The following is a 16,849-nucleotide window of genomic DNA, read 5'->3' as shown; positions in this document are numbered from 1 at the left end:
TAACTCCTAACTCCTCACTCTTCAAGAAGCATACGCCAGTGGATCGACAAGTCCCAATTCGGCAAAAGCTGCTAGCCGTAAGCGACAAGAATCACACACACCACAGGCGACATCTCCACCTGCATAGCAAGACCAAGTTAGTTCCCAAGGAACTCCCAATTGGTTCCCCAGTTGGATGATTTCGGTTTTTTTCAGGTTGATTAGGGGTGCAACAATCTTAATTGGTTGTCCCTCACGCCCTTGTTTAGTTCCCAGGCGAAAAACTTCCTGCATTGCTTGGATATAGTCGGGGCGACAATCAGGATATCCTGAATAATCTAAGGCATTAACGCCGATATAGACACGCTCTGCTGCGATCGCTTCGGCAAAACCAAGAGCAAAGCTTAAAAAGATGGTATTACGAGCCGGAACATAAGTGACAGGAATATTTTGAGACATTTCATCCAGCGATCGCTCCTGGGGTAAATCAATGGCATTATCAGTAAGAGCCGAACCGCCCCATTGTCGTAAGTCAAAGTTAACTACCTGATGTTTTGCGATCGCAGCTTTTTGAGCGACACTGAGCGCTGACTGTAACTCTCGTCGATGTCGCTGCTGGTAATCAAAGGAAATAGCATGACATTCACAGCCATCAGCTTGAGCTTTGTACAGAATTGTGGAAGAGTCTAATCCCCCAGATAACAGAATTACAGCTTTCATCTCGGTTGCAAATTTTAGATTTCAAATCACTGCATCAAACCTTAACAAGACGCCAGAAAGCAAGGCCAAGGAGAATTTATACTTAGGTCTTACTGAAACTTTTCAAGTTAATAAAAAGACATATATTTTTGTAGAAAGTGCAAAATTCACAGGAAACTCGAAATATCTATACAAAAGATATTTAGATTACGGGAACCGATCGCAAACTTTGAAATTCTTCATAAACATAGGCTCTATGTTACCATCTGGATGGTTTTAGACGGATCGTAACCGGCTTTCGAGTATAAACGCCAACGGCCGTAGCGTCTCTAAATTTGGTGGTTGAGGAGAGAATAATAGTGCAAAATAGCATGTCAGTGGCAGAAACGAATCCATATACACAGCGCAACCAGCCACGACCAATCCGCATAGGCGTGATTGGAGTGGGTAACATGGGACAACACCACGCTCGCGTGCTGAGTTCAATGAAAGATGTTGAACTAGTCGGAGTGGCAGATATTAACGTCGAGCGAGGATTAGAAACTGCCAGCAAGTACAAGGTGCGTTTTTTTGAAGATTACTGTGATCTGCTACCCCTTGTGGAAGCAGTTTGTGTAGCTGTTCCCACCCGCTTGCACTATGCCGTGGGCATCAACTGTCTGTTAGCGGGAATTCATGTTTTGATTGAAAAACCGATCGCAGCCAGTATTTCTGAGGCAGAGTCTTTAGTAAATGCCGCAGCTGAGTCTGGGTGTATCCTGCAAGTTGGTCATATTGAGCGTTTTAACCCAGCTTTTAAAGAACTGAGCCAAGTTCTAAAAACAGAGGAATTACTGGCGCTAGAAGCCCACAGAATGAGTCCTTACTCAGATCGGGCAAACGATGTTTCAGTTGTGCTGGATTTAATGATCCATGACATCGACCTACTTCTGGAATTAGCTGCTTCCCCAGTCACAAAATTGACTGCTAGCGGTACTCGCTCCTTAGACTCTGGTTATTTAGATTACGTAACCGCCACCTTGGGGTTTGCCAATGGTATTGTTGCTACTCTGACTGCTAGTAAAGTCACCCACCGCAAAATTCGCCGGATTGTCGCCCATTGCAAAAATTCATTTACTGAGGCAGATTTTCTCAAGAATGAAATTTTGATTCACCGACAAACCACTGCCAATTCTCTCACCGACCACCGACAAGTACTTTACAGGCAAGATGGTGTAATTGAAAAAGTTTACACCAGCAATATTCAACCACTAAGCGCAGAATTAGAACATTTTGTCAACTGTGTACATGGTGGCAATCAACCCTCAGTAGGTGGCGAACAAGCTCTCAAAGCCCTGAGACTCGCAAGTTTAATTGAGCAGATGGCGCTGGAAGATCGAGTTTGGAATCCCTTAGACTGGCAATCGGAACCAAGGGTACAATCTTTGACCCCGACAGCCTAGAAGAAGAGGGGATGACGGGGATGAGGGGGATAAAGAAGGTGAAATTTTCTCCCTTCTCTCTCCGTGCTACCCCACAGCCCCAACTTCAGTAGAAAACCTAGAGTCTGTTTTTAAATTTGCCATCAAATCTTTAGATCCTTCCTAGTCTCTTTAAAAAGCAGGCTAAGGGGGATCTAAAAAATTAGAAAACAAAACCTAGTGGTTAATTTCATTAATTTTGTGAGGTTTGTAGTGAGCGATAAATCGTTCAATCTCAAGGGCTAGAGGTACTTACGAACTTTTATCACTCTCAACATTAATGAAATAGACCCCTAGCTTCCACTTGTATGACTCTATTTTTCAGTTGCGATGCCAATTTTTAGTGCAGCCAAATTACCTTGACCCTCCGAATTTTAGATTTTAAATTTTAGATTTTGGATTGTGTTTGGTTCAAGCCCCGTCCCGCTTCAATTTTAGATTGAGGATTGAGGATTTTTTAATCCAAAATCGCTCGACTGAGCGACTTGTGCCGAGCGGAGCCGAGGTAAGCCGAAGTCCAAAATTTCTTGTCCCTTGTGGGCGGAATCAATCTAAAATCTAAAATCTAAAATCCAAAATCCAAAATCAGATTGACTCTAGCAAGCAGGGATAATTACCCTTTAAAAAAGCTAAAGCTGAATTTAGCACCAAGACTAGTCCAGCAATTTCAGGAATTGACTCAATGCTTGAATGGATAACTAATACTATCAATTATTTTGGCTATTGGGGAATCGCCCTACTAATGTTTTTAGAGAACCTTTTTCCCCCAATTCCTTCAGAATTGATCATGCCACTTGCTGGATTTACAGCAAGTCCATATCAACCAGGAGGGGCAAAGCTAAATATCATTGGTGTATTTTTCGCAGGACTTTTGGGTTCTGTATTAGGCGCACTTATTTGGTATTATCCGGGTAAGTTTTTAGGCGAAACCCGTTTGAAAGCTTGGGCTGATAAGTATGGCAAATGGCTGGCTATATCTAGTAAAGATATTACCAAGGCCAAAGAGTGGTTTGACCGACAAGGTAGAAAAGCAGTATTAATTGGTCGTCTTGTGCCAGGAATCCGCACCTTGATTTCTGTTCCCGCAGGGATCAGCAATATGCCCTTGCTACCATTTCTGTTTTACACAACATTAGGTAGCGCGGCTTGGGTGGGTTTGCTAACATACTCAGGATACGCATTGGGTAGTCAGTATGAACTTGTGGACAAGTACCTTGCTCCTGTATCCAAAATCGTACTTGGCGGTTTGGTTCTAGCATTTGTTTTCTGGATATTCAAGCGCCAGTTAAGACGTACTAGAAGATGAAACACGGACGCTTTTGGTTAGAAAGCAGTGAAAGCAGGGGTTACATCTGGCCAAAATTCGCCTACACTATGCCAAATAATACTAGATGTGCGTTGGCATGAGCTTATCGGAGGTATAGCCGGAATTAATTTTTGGCGTATTTCTAGCTACACTTGACGCAACCTAGAATTTATGGTTGCTCGCATTTTTGTAAGATGAGCATGACAACTTTTTACAGTTAAGTTTGAACTAGGAGCTTTCATGACAGACCAACCTTCCGCCGCTACCCCCATCAATGCTGCTGCTATACCCATGAATAGGGTGTCGGCATCGACTCCCATCAATGCTGTTAATAATAATCCTCCCAAGACAGGCGGTGTTCCGGGAAAAACTATTCTCAGTGTTGATTTAGGCAGAACTTCCACAAAAACTTGTGTGAGTCGTGAACCCGGTAATGTGGTGTTCGTACCTGCCAACGTCAAGCAGATGTCAATCGAACAAGTACGCGGTGGTGTTTTTGAAGCCAGAGCTACTGACCCGTTAATGGATTTGTGGCTGGAGTATCAAGGAAATGGATATGCTGTTGGTCAACTAGCAGCCGATTTTGGGGCGAATTTAGGAGTCGGACAATCTAAGGTAGAAGCTGCACTGGTAAAAGTATTAGCAAGTGCTGGCTACTTCAAACTCAGAGACGATATCTCAGTCGTACTTGGTCTGCCTTTTCTTTCCTTAGAGCAATTTGAAAAAGAAAAAGCACAATTGATTAGCCAAGTAGGTGGCCCTCACGTGTTGAACTTCCGAGGCGAATCTGTGTCGCTGAACGTCAGTAAGGTATGGGTGATGCCAGAAGGCTACGGCAGCTTGCTGTGGTCTGAAGCTCAACCCAAGAAAAACCCTGGCAGTCCCGATTTTACAAAAATATCGGTGGCGATCGTCGATATTGGTCATCAAACCGTCGATCTTTTGATGGTAGATAACTTCCGTTTTGCCAGAGGTGCTTCTAAGAGCGAAGACTTCGGGATGAATAAGTTTTATGAATTGGTGTCTGCCGAAATTGAGGGAGCAGATAGTCAATCTCTAGCACTGATTTCCGCTGTTAACAAACCCAGAGGTGAACGCTTTTACCGTCCTAAAGGCGCTAGCAAGCCCACCAACCTAGATGATTTTCTTCCTAACCTTACGGAGATGTTTTCTCGCGAAATTTGCAGCCGTGTGCTAGCCTGGTTGCCAGAACGCGTCACCGATGTGATTCTTACTGGCGGTGGTGGTGAGTTCTTCTGGGACGACGTTCAACGTCTACTCAAAGAAGCAAAGATTAATGCTCATTTAGCAGCACCTTCCCGTCAGGCGAATGCTTTGGGGCAGTATATTTATGGAGAGGCACAATTATCCTCCAATCGCGCTGCTAGGGCATAAAGCTGATGTTCCAATGGTCAAAAAAGGTAGTTAAATCCGTCACGTTCAACCCAGAGCTTGCTGATGAAAGCTTGTTAGCGCAAGTAGAAAGTTATTTGGAAAAACAACCAGACAAGACTTTCAGCGACCTCTGTAAAGAAGCCTTATGGCAATCTTTATGTGTACCGGAACCTGTACAACCTGCTCCACAAACAGCAGTAACAACACCGATTGATCAACAAATCGGTGAACTGCAACGTCAAGTGGCTGGACTTGAGGAACGTTTTTTTGCCAAGGGATCTAATCGTTTGGAGGCGATGGAACATCATCTACTGCAACTTTCTCAACAAGTTGCACAACTGGCGCTCATAGTCAACGATCGATCGTTCATTCCGTCTCCAACTCAATTAGAAGTAGTAAATAATACTTCTTATACTGTTGCTACCCCTCCTCAAGAGGTTGACCCCGTAATCAGTCGCCTTAGTCAGTTTCTCGATGATTTTTAAAGAGCAATTAGGTTTGTGAGCAGTTTTTGCTCATGTTAACAATCCTTAATAGTATTAACTATTAAGGATTATTAATGTTTATATTTTTTAGAAATGCGATCGCGTCTAATCAAGTTATACAAAGCGATATCCATAAAATACTTTTTATAAATCATGTTTAATGTGAATTAAGAATTAAAAACCAATATTGCAAGCTCCTCTATTAGTTGAGGCTCAAGAAGCAGTAAATTTACCAATCGTTGTCAGTGGTATCGATAACAGTTCCGTCTTCCAAAGTCAAATATATAACCGTGCCAGTGAAATTGACGGTATCTACATTTTTAGCTCCAGTCAGGTCGGGACTAAATGCATCGCTAACTCTGATTTCAGCATCAAGCAAGTTAGCCCCTCTCATATTAGTACCATCCAACTCGGCACACTCCAGGAAGGCTTCGGTCAAGTTAGCTCCACTCAGGTCGGTATTGGTGAGGTTGCTATAGTTCAAACTAGCACGGGTCAAGTTGGCATTTCTCAAGTTGGCTCCTTCCAAATTAACTCCCCTCAAGTTAGCCTGAGTCAAATCAGCACCACTGAGGTTAATCCCGCTCAAATTGGAAGTAATTCCCTGGCGGTAGGGTTCGGCATAAGCCCCAACGTCAAAGCGACTACTGACTCCACTAAGATTAGCTCCTTTGAGATCGACCCCGCTAAAATCTCTTTCCCCAGCAGCGTAACGTCTCAGCAATTCTTTACCGTTCATAATTCGCCTTTTGCATCAATTAACACGTACAAAGATAACTCACTTAATCTCTGCCCTATCTTCTTCGATCCCACATTTAATATCAACTTTAAAATCACCGATCTTCTCACTAGACAACCAGCCAACGCCTAAATAACTAAAACATTTCTGAGTACCCAGTTAGCGCTCTTTTATCCCTCTGAAAAAATCAAATATTTATAGGTTGGGTTTAACTTTGTTCAACTAACAAAATCAAGGATTCTTAGTGTTTGGTTTTATTCCTCTACCCAAGCTACCCCTGAATTTTAAAAAATTAATCACAAATTTTGTATTGAATATTATTAGTACATATTATTACTAGATTCTTTTTTTACTCTGCACACTGTATAAATGCTAGAATCCTCAAGTAGACAGTTAGGATACCTAGATGCCAGTTGTAGCTAACTCAATCAAGTTTGGTACAGACGGCTGGCGGGGCATTATTGGTGACGAGTTCACCTTTGAACGCCTAGCCCTGGTCGCACCAGTTGCCGCAAAAGTATTATATGATACGTATTTTTCTACGGTTGGTAGCCGAACAATAATTGTCGGTTACGATCGCCGATTCATGGCTGAAGACTTTGCTCGTGCTGTTGCCGATACTGTCAGTGCTGTCGGATTTGATGTGCTACTGAGCGAGAGCTATGCCCCAACCCCAGCTTATAGTTGGGCAGCAAAAGAACTCAATGCTTTAGGGGCACTGGTAATTACAGCCAGCCATAATCCTGGCAAATATTTGGGTTTAAAAGTCAAGGGTTATTTTGGTGGATCGGTACCGCCAGAAGTCACAAAAGAGATAGAAGATCAGTTGGCGGTGGGAGTACCACTAGCAGCTACCCCAGGTAAGCAAGAGAAATTCGATCCTTGGCCCAGTTATACCCAAGCACTAGAACGTAAAGTTGATATTGCCAAACTTCGAGAAGCGATCGCATCTGGTAAATTGACGGTATTTGCCGATGTCATGCATGGCGCTGCTGCTACTGGATTGGCGAGACTACTAGGCAATCAAGTCAAAGAAATCAACTCAGAACGCGATCCCCTATTTGGCGGTGGTGCGCCGGAACCCTTGCCTAAATACCTTTCAAAGCTATTTGAAGTCATCAAGACTCACAGAGAAACCGATAAATCAGGTTTAACGGTGGGGTTGGTATTTGATGGAGACTGCGATCGCATTGCAGCAGTGGATGGAGAAGCCAACTTCCTAAGTTCCCAAGTCTTAATCCCGATATTAATCGACCATTTAACCCTGCGGCGGGGTTTTACTGGAGAAATAGTCAAAACTGTTAGTGGTTCCGACTTGATGCCCCTTGTAGCGGCACTACATAACCTCTCAGTCTTTGAGACAGCAGTTGGTTATAAATATATTGCTGACAGAATGTTAGCAGCAAAAGTGTTACTGGGTGGCGAAGAATCGGGCGGAATTGGTTATGGTAGCCATATTCCCGAACGTGATGCACTGCTGTCAGCATTGTACGTGTTAGAGGCGATCGTCGAATCTGGTTTGGATTTAGGTGAGTATTATCGCTACTTACAGAAAAAAACAGGGTTTACCTCAGCTTACGATCGCATTGATTTACCCTTAGCAAGTATGGAAGTGCGATCGCGTCTTTTGCAACAGCTGCAAACCCAACCCTTAACAGAAATTGCCGGGTTAGCAGTGATTGATTGCCAGACAATTGACGGCTATAAATATCGTCTAGCTGATAAAAGCTGGTTAATGATTCGCTTTAGCGGGACTGAGCCAGTTTTACGCCTCTACTGCGAAGCCTCGACAATTGAGCAAGTGCATCAAACTCTTGCTTGGGCGAAACAGTGGGCGGGGTAAAATTCATTATTAGTCATTTGTCATTTGTCCTTTGTCCTTTGTCCTTGGTAAATGATCAATGACTAATGACCAATGACCAATGACTAATGACTAATGACTAATGACTAAATTACTTGTAGTAGCGACAGGAAATCCAGGTAAGTTGCGAGAAATGCAAGCTTACCTGGAAAATTCTGGTTGGGAATTAACCCTTAAACCTGAAGAGTTGGAAATTGAAGAGACGGGCGAAACTTTTGCCGCCAATGCTTGTCTAAAAGCGTCACAAATTGCTAAAGCTACGGGAAACTGGGCAATTGCTGATGATTCAGGTTTGCAAGTAGATGCTCTAAATGGCGCACCAGGAGTTTATTCTGCACGTTACGCCAAAACCGACTCAGAACGCATTGCTAGAATATTGAGCGAATTAGGCAATGAGGTAAATCGGCAAGCTCAATTTGTCTGTGCAGTAGCGATCGCTCGTCCTGATGGTGCGATCGTATTACAATCTGAAGGTGTTTGCCACGGGGAAATTCTCCATGCGCCTCGTGGTGATAGTGGTTTCGGCTACGATCCAATTTTTTATGTGCAAGAGTTGCAATTGACCTTTGCTGAAATGACACGGGAGTTAAAGAGGTCAATTAGCCATCGAGGCAAGGCTTTTACGGCTTTACTTCCGCAACTAGAGAGAGTGAAGAATTAGGAGAGACGCGATTAATCGCGTCTATGCAAGAGTTAGAAGAGACGCGATTAATCGCGTCTGTACAAGAGTTAGGATTTATGAATTCTGCTAAATCTTCATTCATTATTCCTGACTTATAACTTTTAACTCTTAACTCTTAACTCCTAACTTCTTTAAACTGCTTCTGTGTTCTTTTCCCCAGTGCGAATCCGAATCACTTGCTCAACAGGCGAGATGAAAATTTTACCATCGCCGATTTCACCAGTGCGGGCAGCAGCAATAATTTTGTCCACCACCATATCAACCTGATTGTCATCAACTACGATTTCCACTTTGAGTTTTTGCAGAAACTCAACGGTGTACTCAGAACCACGATACCGTTCAGTTTGACCTTTCTGCCGTCCGAACCCCCGGACTTCAGAAACAGTCATGCCAACAATACCAGCGTTAACTAAAGCAATTTTCACCTCATCTAGCTTAAATGGGCGGATAATAGCTTCTACTTTTTTCATCTTCTTTACTCCTGACTTCTACTAGCTTCGTTTATATATCTAACCAGATCCGCTGTCTGAAGCTGTAACTAGCGGTGCTTTTCCTAAAAAATATGTAATAATTACAACTTTTTTAAAGTGTAAGTGCTTTACTTGAGGGTTTATGACATACAAAGCGGCAAGGATTTATTAATTGGATAATTTTTGAGGTTCTAACATAAAGAAGTTGCTGTCAATTTAGCATTTTATGTAGCTTTTATAACCTAAAAATAGATCGTTTCCACCATTTAGGAGATTTGTTCGGATATTTAGAGAGTGATTGCAGCCAAATTATACGGTCGCCCGAAAGCCTGCTACTGCTGCTGACTGTGGGAATGTCAACTAACGTTTCTGGTGTTCAAACAAGGGACGCACAACGAAATATCCAGCACTAAAGGCAGTCAGCATGATTAACAAGATCGTAATAATTAACCACCAGCCATTGAGTCCCTTGACATCTGGCTCAGTAGTGGAATAGTAACTGACTTGTTGCTCTTCTATAAAAACTGGTTCTGATATCGGAAAATTCATTTCCATTACAGGTGCAGAAAAGTCTTGGCGGCGGCTTTTTTCGGCTGGTTGTTTGGACACAACAGATGGACGCGAACGAGAAACCTGCTGAGGTGAACGCGCTTGTGTTACTGGCTGTTTAGCAGTACTTTTAACGTCACCAGAAGCTTGGTTAGCTTGGGGATAATTAGCTGTAGCATGGGAATCCACAAAATTTTGCAAACGAGAAAAAGACTCAACGACTTTGGTAATTTCTTGGCGTAATAGTTGATTTTCTTGTACTAGTTGCTGATTGTGGGTGGTGAGTGCATTTAGCCTCGCCTGTGCTGCTTGCAACTCTGTTGACAATTCCCTGTATACAGATAGTGGTACAGAGGGAGGGTAGGCTTGAGTACTCGGTGTTGGCGAATTTCTGTGAACAGAACCTATGGTTGTTCGCATCGGGGGCTTGGTATTAAAAATCAAAGTAATTAGATCGTACAGAGATGCTAACAGAGATAGTCACCCCTGAAACTATGCCCAAGAATAATAGAAAAATACCGAAAGGGCAAAGATTTTTTATTTGGGCATTGGGGATGAGGTACTGAGAAAACTTTTCTCTAGTCCCATCCCCACTCCAATCCTTAATCCCTAGTCTCTAGTCCCTAGTCCCCACAATGGGAAGAAGTGTCCCACAGGGCCTTGCCCTTCACCAATATCTAGGGCGTAAGTGAGTGCGGTAGTCACATATTCCTTTGCCTGTTGCACTGCGTGCCACAAATCTTTTCCTTTAGCTAGATTAGCAGCGATCGCAGCCGATAGTGTACAACCAGTACCGTGGGTATTTTTTGTCTCTACTTGCTGGCAAGTCAAAACTTCCAATTTGTCCCCATCAAACCATATATCAACGCCACGCAAATCTCCCTGCATACCTCCACCTTTGACTAAAACAACCTTTGTCTTTAAAGTCTTGTGAATAATTTCAGCAGCGGCTTGCATATCCTCTAAAGAATCAATTTGTAAACCGCTCAAAATCTGGGCTTCATAGCGATTGGGCGTAATCATAACCGCTTTGGGAATCAAGGCATGGCACAGAGTCTTTACGGCATCATCATCAATCAATTGTGCTCCCGTACGTGACACCATTACTGGATCGACTACTAGATTATTGATTTGTAAAGCTTCCACTTGCTGGGCAACAGCAAAGATGATTTCCTGATTGAGCAACATTCCAGTTTTGGCAGCTTGTACGCCAATATCCTCAACTACTGCCTGAATTTGCGCCACAACAGCCTCTGTTGGCATAGTATCAACCCTCTTCACTCCTAGAGTGTTTTGTGCCGTGACGCAGGTTATAGCACTAGTACCGTGGACACAGTGAAAAGCAAAGGTACGTAAATCAGCTTGAATTCCGGCACCACCACCGCTATCTGAACCAGCAATGGTTAAAGCAACAGGTGTTCTGGAGTTTATGTCAGTGTTCATATTTATGAAGATTAAGTAAGTTGGCGTTATCAAACCAAACTATCTCAAAGATTGATGAACTAGGCTAAAACCCTCTTCTCTCCTGCCCGATTTCAATGACTGACTCCACCAGACGCCTCCATAGTTTTTTCCATTTTGTTGTAAAAAAACTTACCATATTCCGGGCATTCACTGATATCAAGTGCTATTTGTAAAGGTTAGTTTTAACTAAGTTCACAATGCTCAGTTACACCGCTTAAAACAGGTTCAACTAAGTTGTTACATTAGTCCCCTTAAGTTCAAGGGTCAACCTAACTAAAGTTTCAACCAATTTCACTTTGATCGCTTTAACTTTAAGTCCCCAGTTATCAGTTAAGGGTGAATTTTACCATGCAGATTTGGCAAGCCCCTGACCTAAAACAATGCATAAAGTTCAGAGGAATTACTATGCCAAATACGATCGTTTTATCGAATATAGCAGATGCTAAAGCTGGTTTTAAAAGAGTAGCGATATCTACGATGGTAACAGAGCTTGTCGTACCACTTGCCTACGGCACGCTCCGCGAACGTGGAAGCAAGCTACGCGCAGCGTCTGTCTGCGACACGCTGCGCGAAGGTAAAGAAGTGCGGGCTACGCCTACACAGCTGCTAAAGATACGATTCAATTCAACTCCATGTAGTCTTACTAAGAGGATACCTGACGACAAGTCTAGAGTAGAAGCATCTACGTGTTAATCGTCCAATTACTCTCAACAAAACTCTGACGATTGACGGTATCGATATTCCTAGTTTAACCATCAACGGTTGACAGGAGAAAAAAATTTCAGGTTTACAACAGCGTTTCTAAATCGACGCGATTTTAAGTCGCGCTCGGATAACTGTGACTGTCCTTAACAGTGCAGATAGATGACTCATTCAAATAACTACTTAGCAACTAAAGAAAGTTGCTGAAATTGTACTACCAATTTTCCTTACACATATTTGGAGTAAACAAATGGCTGGCACAACATACTACGTTTCTGCAACAGGCAGTGATAAAAATAATGGCTTAAATAAAGATTCTGCATTTCTTAACTTGGGTAGAGCCGTGTATGAGATGAAAGCAGGCGACACGCTCTATGTCATGAATGGAAATTATCAAATGAAAGGGGTTACGCTTTTTAACTTGAATGGCTCACCAGATAACTGGACAACAATAAAAGCTTATCCCGGAGCTACGCCTAAGATAACAACAACGGGAAGTGGCATTAATATATTGAGTTCATCCTACGTGCGGATTGAAGGACTTGATATAAAAGGTAATCGAGAAAACGTCACTCTCGAATATGCTTTACAAGAGAAGGATAACCTTAATAACCCCTTGACCAATAGTAATGGTATTGCTGTTAATGCATGGAAAAACGCTGATGGTGAAGGTGGTACTAATCCCCATCATATTGTCATCACTGGTAACACAATCCGTAACTTTCCAGGTGCAGGCATAGCATTCAGTAATTCAGACTATATAACTGTTGAGAAAAATATTGTCTCTGGAAACGCTTGGTATTCGCCTCACGGCAATCAGGGAATAACCTCTCTCCGAAGTTTTAATTTTGATAACAATACCACTGACTACAGAATGATTTTTCGAGACAACATTGTCTACGATAACCAAAGTTTAGTTCCTTGGAAAGGAGGAGGCACTGACAAAATTACTGAGGGACATGGGATTATGCTTGATACTACCAATGTCAGCAAAGATAATGTGGCCTATACAGGTAAGGCATTAATTGCAAATAACATCACTTACAACAATGGAGGTGCAGGCATTAATGTTTTTGAAGCTACCAATGTTGATGTTATTAATAACACGGCTTACAAGAATGCCCAGGTTCTTACAGATTCTGGAGAGATTGGTGTTACTTACTCGGAAAATGTCCGTGTCTACAACAACATTTTGTATGCAAGCGACAATCAAAATGCTAATAGAATCAAGTATGCTACAAATGTCACCTTCGATCGCAATCTTGTTTATAACTCGAACGTATTTCAAGCCTCAGATAATTTAAATGCTACAGGGCTACAGAATCTTTTGGGTCAAGATCCTCAATTCGTTGATGCAGACAAAAAGAATTTTGCACTTAAACCTGAAAGCGTTGCGATTGATGGTGGTTCTAATGCCTTCAATAGCATCACTAAGAAGACTCCTCAGGATGGTGATGGTAACGGCAGTACAGTCATTGATATTGGTGCATACGAAGCTCCCCGCAACCCTAGCAAAACCCCAGAAATTCAAGTTCTGAATGGCACAGTTAATATTATTGATGGCAACACCGCTATTAACTTTGGCGAGACCCTTGTTGGTGAAGCCTTGAGCAAAACCTTTACGATCAAGAACACTGGTATAGCCGTACTCAATCTGAGTAATCTTAAACTTCCCGACGGATTTAGTTTGGTTGGAACTCTTCCAACGAGTGTGGCTGTCAATGCTTCCACCAATATAGTGGTGGCACTCAACCCCGCTACACCAGGCATCTATAGTGGCAGCCTCAGTTTTAACAACAACGATATTAATGAAAGCACCTTTGACTTTGCCATTAGTGGCACAGTTAGTACCCCGGAAATTCAAGTTCTCAATGGCACTGTTGACATTACAGATGGCAACACCACCGCCATTAACTTTGGTGAAACGACTGTTGGTGACACCTTGACCAAAACATTTACCATCAAGAACACTGGTACAGGCGCACTCAAGCTGAGTAGTCTTAAACTTCCAGACGGATTTAGTTTGATTGGAACTCTTCCAACGAGCGTGGCTGTTAATGCTTCTACTACCATATCGGTGGCACTCAACCCCACTACATCCGGTAGCTATAGTGGCAGCTTCAGTTTAAACAACAACGATATTGATGAAAGCCCCTTTGACTTTGCCATTAGTGGCACAGTCAGACCCGCTCCTGTCCCGGAAATTCAAGTTCTCAATGGCACTAACTCCAATGACACCTTTATTATCCAACGAGGCGATGGCAATTACAGCATCACCAATTTTGGTGGTGTAGGTACTAGTTCAAACCCTTCGGCTGCGGTGGTTGCCAAAATAGACACCTTGCAATTTATTGGGACTGAATTGACTGCGAGAAATCTGCAATTAACTCAAAATGGTAACAATTTAGAAGTCAGCTTTGGAAATGTGGCTAATACCAAAGTCGCTCTGCAAAACTTTAAGTTAGAAAACCTAGATAACTTAGCCGCATCGACAACAAGACCTGCCATCGGCAACATCATATTTGACGGAGAAGCCAGTGTTACCAAAAGCTTTGATGTGATTGCTGCCAACTCCACTCAAACGTATATTTCTACAGCAAACACTGTCACTTTCCTCAATGACTTGAACAATAACATCAGCGGTTTTTACAGTTCCAATGATGTGATTAATGGTCAAGGGGGTAATGATACGATCAATGGCAGCGGTGGTGACGACCTGCTGCGGGGTGGTAATGGTAACGATCTTCTGATTGGTGGACAAGGCAATGATACTCTTGTGGGTGGTATCGGTGCTGACTCTTTCCTCTACGACACCAATTCCATCTTTAATAGCGCTGTTGTCGGTATTGATACTATCGCTGACTTCAATCGCTCTCAAGGTGACAAGATTATTCTCGATAAGACTACCTTTACTGCTATTACTTCTGTTGCGGGAACGGGTTTTAGTAAAGCCAGTGATTTTCAAATCACCAGTTTAGGGGCACTTAGCAATGCTGTAATTGTCTACGACCAGATGACTGGGCAGTTACTTTACAATCAAAATGGTAGCGCTGCTGGTTTCGGCAATGGTGGTCAATTTGCACAACTTACTGGTGCGCCCAATCTTACTGCCTCTGACTTCATCATTCAAGCATAGCTGGATCGGGTCAACTGAGTGGAAGTGTTATCCAAACATGAATCGACTTTTAAGACGGCTTTCAATTAGATAGACAATACCCATAGGGGCGCAATAAACATAGCAGTGAAAAAGAATGTAGAGATGTAGCACGGCTACGTCTCTACAAGGGTTTTGGATAACCTAAACTATATCTAAATCAGTGTATACTAAAAAATTAACACCGATTAGGTCGAAAAGGTGAGAACATCATATCAGTACCGATTAAAGCCAACTGCTTGTCTTGCAGAAAAAATTGATAAAACGCTAGATATGCTGCGTTATCAATATAATTATCAACTTGCCCAAAGGTTTGATTGGTATGAGCAAAATCGCTGCTCTATTGATAGATGCTCACTTGTTGTTTGTCATATCCCAGAACTCAAGGATAAGCCTAATAGATTTAGTCAGCAAGCAACACTGATTCAACTTAAAAAGGACAGACCTTGGTACAAAGAAATTCATTCTCAGGTATTGCAAGAAGTCCCCAAAAAAGTTGAATTGGCGTTTGACCGTTGGCTAAAAAGTGATACAAACGGGAAAAAATCTGGTAAGCCTAGATTCAAAGGACAATGCAGTTACAAGACTTTCACTTATCCCCAATTCAAGAGGGAGCATTTTGCTAACAATAAAATTGTACTGTCAAAGATTGGAACAGTTAAAGTAATCGTTCATCGTCAAATACCAGATGGATTTGACATTAAAAGTGTTGCAGTTACCAAAAAAGCTGATGGTTATTATGTAACTCTCAGCCTTGATGACAAAACAGTTCCGACTACTAAGCTTGACTTCAAGGTTGATAATATTGTTGGAATTGATCTTGGCTTAATTGATTTTATTGTCACTTCAGACGATGAACGAATAGCAGCGCCTAAGTTTTTGCGTAAAGCTGAACGGCGACTGAAATCAGCACAGCGTCGTGTTTCTAGAAGAAAAAAAGGTTCTAACCGACGTAAAAAAGCTATTAAAAAGTTAGGCATCCAACACAAAAAAGTAGCAGATACTCGAAAAGACTTTCATCTCAAAACTGCTAATAACCTACTCAAAAAGTATGACGTTGTTGCAGTCGAAAAACTAAATATCAAAGGACTGGCTAAATCAAGATTGGCAAAAAGTGTAAATGATGCTGGATGGGGTCAATTTATTTCGATACTAACAGTCAAAGCCGAAAATGCTGGGCTGAAAGTAGTTGCTATAAATCCAAACGGTACAAGCATTGAATGCTCTCGTTGTGGCACTAAGGTAATAAAACTGCTATCAGAAAGAAAGCACAATTGTCCTAATTGTAAGGTCAATTTGTGTAGGGATATGAACGCGGCGATAATCATAAAGAATCGTGGGGCGCACGATCTTAAAGCTCAAACTATGTCCTCAATGAGGAGTCTTTGAGAAGCCTACACTTACCTGTACTCAGGAAGTTTAGGTACGTCACTATAACTACTGCTGTGGTTGCGATCGCAAACTTTCTAACGCCCCCTGCAAAAACTTCCCCCATTCTGCCGCCAAAGGGATTTCTGTAAACGGAACCCGCACTGAGTTAGTAGATTCGGAAAATAGAAATTCTAATTCTATAGAACGACCTTTCTCCGGTGGATTGTTTACATCTACTGATTTTTCATCTACTAAAAGCTGGATTTGTTTAATATCAAGCAAGGAGAATGTTTCTAGTTTAATAGGCCCTTGAGGTGTGGGTTTTCCCCAAGTGATATTGTTTTCTTTTTGACCTAATACAGCATAAATATCATACTTAGCTCGTTCAAATTGCTCTGCCCAGATGCGATAAGCTTCGACTTTTTGATACTCCTTCGAGCCTTGCCAAGCTAACCAGAAAAATATTACTAACAGGGGCAACCACAAAAGACCACGTTCCATCGTTAAAAAAATCCTGAGTCCTGAGTGAAACT

15 protein-coding genes are annotated in these 16,849 nt (G+C 42.3%); 9 read left to right on the top strand and 6 right to left on the bottom strand.

Annotation, left to right across the window (positions count from 1 at the left end; genetic code table 11):
- Positions 1–21 precede the first annotated feature (21 nt).
- Positions 22–699, bottom strand: coding sequence for a 7-cyano-7-deazaguanine synthase QueC (gene queC / locus V7K61_RS11235; protein WP_335053397.1), 678 nt, complete (start codon positions 697–699; stop codon positions 22–24).
- A gap of 338 nt (positions 700–1,037) precedes the next feature.
- Between queC and V7K61_RS11230 the strand changes: the two genes are divergently transcribed.
- The 4 genes from V7K61_RS11230 to V7K61_RS11215 all read left to right on the top strand — a co-directional run bounded on the left by V7K61_RS11230 (position 1,038) and on the right by V7K61_RS11215 (position 5,324).
- On the top strand, positions 1,038–2,120 hold the full coding sequence (locus tag V7K61_RS11230) for a Gfo/Idh/MocA family oxidoreductase (protein WP_335053396.1): 1,083 nt from the start codon (positions 1,038–1,040) through the stop codon (positions 2,118–2,120).
- Positions 2,121–2,820: 700 nt separating this feature from the next.
- Positions 2,821–3,444, top strand: coding sequence for a DedA family protein (locus V7K61_RS11225; protein WP_094347282.1), 624 nt, complete (start codon positions 2,821–2,823; stop codon positions 3,442–3,444).
- Between the two features lie 240 nt (positions 3,445–3,684).
- Complete coding sequence (locus tag V7K61_RS11220) at positions 3,685–4,839, top strand: ParM/StbA family protein (protein ID WP_335053395.1); 1,155 nt, start codon at positions 3,685–3,687, stop codon at positions 4,837–4,839.
- Between the two features lie 5 nt (positions 4,840–4,844).
- The gene (locus V7K61_RS11215) at positions 4,845–5,324 is read left to right on the top strand and encodes a plasmid segregation centromere-binding protein ParR (protein WP_094347280.1); all 480 of its coding nucleotides are present in this window, start codon (positions 4,845–4,847) and stop codon (positions 5,322–5,324) included.
- A gap of 229 nt (positions 5,325–5,553) precedes the next feature.
- Here the strand turns inward: V7K61_RS11215 and V7K61_RS11210 are convergent, their stop codons facing one another.
- Positions 5,554–6,063 (bottom strand): pentapeptide repeat-containing protein, encoded by a 510-nt coding sequence (locus tag V7K61_RS11210; RefSeq protein ID WP_335053394.1) that lies wholly within the window; start codon positions 6,061–6,063, stop codon positions 5,554–5,556.
- A 406-nt stretch (positions 6,064–6,469) separates the two neighbouring features.
- Between V7K61_RS11210 and V7K61_RS11205 the strand changes: the two genes are divergently transcribed.
- Entirely contained in the window at positions 6,470–7,906 is a 1,437-nt protein-coding gene (locus V7K61_RS11205; RefSeq protein ID WP_335053393.1) for a phosphoglucomutase/phosphomannomutase family protein, read from the top strand.
- Between the two features lie 100 nt (positions 7,907–8,006).
- A complete protein-coding gene (gene rdgB / locus V7K61_RS11200) occupies positions 8,007–8,585 on the top strand; it encodes an RdgB/HAM1 family non-canonical purine NTP pyrophosphatase (protein WP_335053392.1) in 579 nt (192 codons plus the stop codon).
- A gap of 152 nt (positions 8,586–8,737) precedes the next feature.
- Here the strand turns inward: rdgB and V7K61_RS11195 are convergent, their stop codons facing one another.
- From V7K61_RS11195 to thiD, 3 genes are all read right to left on the bottom strand, one after another.
- Entirely contained in the window at positions 8,738–9,076 is a 339-nt protein-coding gene (locus V7K61_RS11195; protein WP_012410794.1) for a P-II family nitrogen regulator, read from the bottom strand.
- 360 nt (positions 9,077–9,436) lie between these two features.
- The gene (locus V7K61_RS11190) at positions 9,437–10,045 is read right to left on the bottom strand and encodes a hypothetical protein (RefSeq protein WP_335053391.1); all 609 of its coding nucleotides are present in this window, start codon (positions 10,043–10,045) and stop codon (positions 9,437–9,439) included.
- 189 nt (positions 10,046–10,234) lie between these two features.
- Positions 10,235–11,068 carry a bifunctional hydroxymethylpyrimidine kinase/phosphomethylpyrimidine kinase gene (thiD, locus tag V7K61_RS11185; RefSeq protein WP_335053390.1) on the bottom strand — a complete coding sequence of 278 codons (834 nt, stop codon included), beginning with the start codon at positions 11,066–11,068 and terminating at the stop codon, positions 10,235–10,237.
- A gap of 426 nt (positions 11,069–11,494) precedes the next feature.
- On the opposite strand from thiD, the gene V7K61_RS11180 reads away from it, so the two are divergent.
- From V7K61_RS11180 to V7K61_RS11170, 3 genes are all read left to right on the top strand, one after another.
- Positions 11,495–11,782, top strand: a complete 288-nt coding sequence (locus V7K61_RS11180; RefSeq protein WP_335053389.1) for a hypothetical protein — start codon at positions 11,495–11,497, stop codon at positions 11,780–11,782.
- A 259-nt stretch (positions 11,783–12,041) separates the two neighbouring features.
- Positions 12,042–14,927 carry a choice-of-anchor D domain-containing protein gene (locus tag V7K61_RS11175; RefSeq protein ID WP_335053388.1) on the top strand — a complete coding sequence of 962 codons (2,886 nt, stop codon included), beginning with the start codon at positions 12,042–12,044 and terminating at the stop codon, positions 14,925–14,927.
- A gap of 219 nt (positions 14,928–15,146) precedes the next feature.
- Positions 15,147–16,334, top strand: coding sequence for an RNA-guided endonuclease InsQ/TnpB family protein (locus tag V7K61_RS11170; protein ID WP_335053387.1), 1,188 nt, complete (start codon positions 15,147–15,149; stop codon positions 16,332–16,334).
- A gap of 48 nt (positions 16,335–16,382) precedes the next feature.
- On the opposite strand, the gene V7K61_RS11165 is transcribed toward V7K61_RS11170, so the two are convergent.
- Positions 16,383–16,817, bottom strand: a complete 435-nt coding sequence (locus tag V7K61_RS11165) for a hypothetical protein (RefSeq protein WP_335053386.1) — start codon at positions 16,815–16,817, stop codon at positions 16,383–16,385.
- Between the last annotated feature and the right edge of the window lie 32 nt (positions 16,818–16,849).

It is taken from the genome of Nostoc sp. (genome assembly GCF_036918015.1).
In the GTDB taxonomy this organism is placed as follows: domain Bacteria; phylum Cyanobacteriota; class Cyanobacteriia; order Cyanobacteriales; family Nostocaceae; genus Nostoc.
The sequence above is the reverse complement of the archived record's forward strand: the minus strand, read 5'-3'. Positions and strand labels throughout refer to the sequence as shown.